Source organism: Kitasatospora sp. NPDC093558 (genome assembly GCF_040683475.1).
Lineage (GTDB): Bacteria > Actinomycetota > Actinomycetes > Streptomycetales > Streptomycetaceae > Kitasatospora.
The window spans coordinates 1-2660 of record NZ_JBFBDY010000183.1; the positions used below are offsets into that span (position 1 = coordinate 1).

Here is a 2660-nt window from a genome sequence, read left to right on the forward strand (position 1 = left end):
CAGGAAGTCGGATGGGCCGACTTCCTGCGCCGCGGCCTCATCCCTTGACGGTCACATCCGGCCGATCCAGCCAGGCCCAGTGGTCATCACCGACGACCGACAGCCCAAAGCGGTCCGGCCCCGGCCGGCCGTGCTGCTCCCACCAGCGGTACGCGGCCTCGACCTCGTCCCAGAGCCGCCGGGGCCCGTACTGCCAGACCTCGTAGGGGTCGACGGCAGCCCAGGACAGGGCATCCGTGGTCGCCACCCAGAGCCGGGTGCGATCCCAGGCCGTCCAGACGTCCCCGAGCCTCAACCCGAGCGCGAAGCGAGCCTCCCAGTCGTCTACACAGTCCGGCGAGAGCGAGGCCCGGGACTCGTCGGGCACATGGTCGTCGCGGACGACGTCACGGAAGATGCGCAGGTCCCGGCGCTGCCCACGCATCAGCATGAAGGCCGAGTGCGGGCTGAACCGCCCGCACGCCCGACCATCCCCGACCGTGAGCTTGAGCAGCCCCCAGCAGAGCATGGGGTTGTCCCATGGCGTGAGGATGAGGCCGCCGGGCGAGGTCTGCTCGACCCAGGCCGAAGGCACCCGCCGCACCGAACAGGTCGAGACGATCCGGTCGAACGGCGCCCGGAGGCTCCACCCACGGACGCCGTCCCCACAGAGCACGTCCACACTCATGCCCGCTGCGTTCAGCGAGGCACAAGCCTGCCGCGCCACCTCCTGATCGACCTCCACCGAGGACACCTGGCCGGCGCCGAGACGGTGGGCCAGCAAGGCGGCGTTCCACCCGGTCCCCGTCCCAACTTCCATGACGTTCATGCCGGGCTGAACATCGAGGTCCCGCAACATCCTGACCACGATCGACGGCATCGAGGCAGAGGAAGACGGCCAGACGTCGTCCGGATCATCAGGCTTCGCCCCGTCATTGACCTGGGTGACGACCGGAACGTCGGAATACGCCGCCTCGAACCACCGATCGGGATCTTGCTGGAGGTCACAGGCCGCATAGCCGCCGGCGCCGTCCTCCAGCCAGATCCGCTCCGGAAGGAACCGATGCCGCGGAACAGCCTTGACCGCCTCCCGCCACTCGGGAGGAACTGGTCCGCCGAGTTCATCTTCGACGGCCAGGAACAGGTCGCGCATCGCAGCCCGATCCGGTTGAAGTTGCGGGCTGGACATGGCAGTGCCCCTCTCGAATCGGTAGGTGCCGAGGATCCCGCCCGCGCCGCTGGACCAGCGGCGCGGGCGGGTGATCAGTGGGTGCGTGTGGACAGCACCAAGACGACAACGGCGGCATGCGGCAACGCTGATGGCACCAGGCTCAATGGTGACGACCCGTCTTGCGACGGCCCCGCCCTCTCTTTCGAGGGCGGGGCCGCCAGGCCGCTACTCGGGATCGTCGGGGATGAGGAACGCCCGCACGAAAGGCTGCTCGGTTCCATCCGCGGTGCCCTCGGATTCCCGGTGGTACCACTCGACCAGCTCCGCGTACCGCGGATCCGTCCAACTCTCCATGCTCCACCTCCTTTCCCGCAGCAGCGTATTGGCGCACGGTCCGGCGCTACGCCGCCTTGCTCGCGTTACCACTCGGCTGGGGCTTGGGCTTCGGCTTCTTGATGATCTTGATGGGGCTGCAGTCCGGCGCGTGCCAGACGACGGACCGGACGCTCACCTCGTTCGCGTCCGGCCCCGCCCAAAGCTGCGGGTCGACTCCGACCCCCGACTCGGCCATGGTGGCCAACGTGAGGCGGATCGTCCCAGCGTCGTAGGCGGTCTCGTCCGGCGTCTGCGGGTAGTGGTGGATGAAGCCGCCCAGCTTCTCGCAGAGCCGCCCGTACATCTCCGTGTGGAGGATCAGGGCGTGCCAGCCCTCGTCCACCACGGGCGACGGCGCGAGCGGGAGGTCCCGGTTCCGCGAGACGGTGACGAGGTAGGCGAGGGCCTCCCCGACGATCCGCCCGGCGAGATCCGTCTCCATGCCCGGGTTGTTGCCGGCAACGGTCAGCGCGACTCGGCTGAACTCGTCCCTGGTCAACAGCGCCACCTGCGACGCGACCGGGATCATCGGCCCGGGGCCAGGCGGCGCGGGCGGCACAGGAGGTTTGGGCTGCGGGGTGGACATGGCAGAGCTCCTCTCGAATTGGTGGTGTGGGAGCCCGCCCGTGCCGCTGGCTCAGCGGCACGGGCGGGAGTTCAGTGGGTGTGCGTGGACAGGAGTACGGCGACAGCCACGAGGTGGAGCAGCGCCGCGGCGGACACAGCGCAGGCGGTCCAAAGCCGGACGTCATCGGACTGACTGTGGTCGTCCGCTGCCTCGGTTCGGCGGTCCGCCGGCGATTCGCTCACGAGCCGATGTCAGCGTGCACGACCTTGCCGAACGGTTCGACGGTGATTCCCCATCGCCCACCGGTCAGTTGGTGGACGAGCGCGAGCCCGCGGTGACCTTCGTCGCCATCGGAGGCCTGGATCAGAACGGGAAGCGATCGCGACCCGTCCCGCACCGAGACCCGCACCACCGATTCGGCGACCACTTCGAGCGCAACCGTCATCCGGCACTGGCACCCGGTTCTCACGGCGTTGGGGGCCCCCGCACAGGGGTGCCACCCCCCCCGGGGGGTCAGCGGGGGCAGCCCCCCCCCCCCCCCCCGGCAAACAAACCAAACGACCCCGG

At 69.5% G+C, this 2660-nt stretch carries 4 protein-coding genes; all 4 read right to left on the reverse strand.

The window, feature by feature from the left end; genetic code table 11:
• Positions 1–37 precede the first annotated feature (37 nt).
• Positions 38–1168, reverse strand: coding sequence for a methyltransferase domain-containing protein (locus AB0O00_RS18755; RefSeq protein WP_363653114.1), 1131 nt, complete (start codon positions 1166–1168; stop codon positions 38–40).
• A gap of 207 nt (positions 1169–1375) precedes the next feature.
• Positions 1376–1504: a hypothetical protein gene (locus tag AB0O00_RS18760; protein WP_363653115.1), complete on the reverse strand. Its 129-nt coding sequence runs from the start codon at positions 1502–1504 to the stop codon at positions 1376–1378.
• A gap of 46 nt (positions 1505–1550) precedes the next feature.
• Positions 1551–2111 carry a hypothetical protein gene (locus tag AB0O00_RS18765; protein ID WP_363653117.1) on the reverse strand — a complete coding sequence of 187 codons (561 nt, stop codon included), beginning with the start codon at positions 2109–2111 and terminating at the stop codon, positions 1551–1553.
• A gap of 220 nt (positions 2112–2331) precedes the next feature.
• Positions 2332–2538 (reverse strand): ATP-binding protein, encoded by a 207-nt coding sequence (locus AB0O00_RS18770; protein WP_363653118.1) that lies wholly within the window; start codon positions 2536–2538, stop codon positions 2332–2334.
• Between the last annotated feature and the right edge of the window lie 122 nt (positions 2539–2660).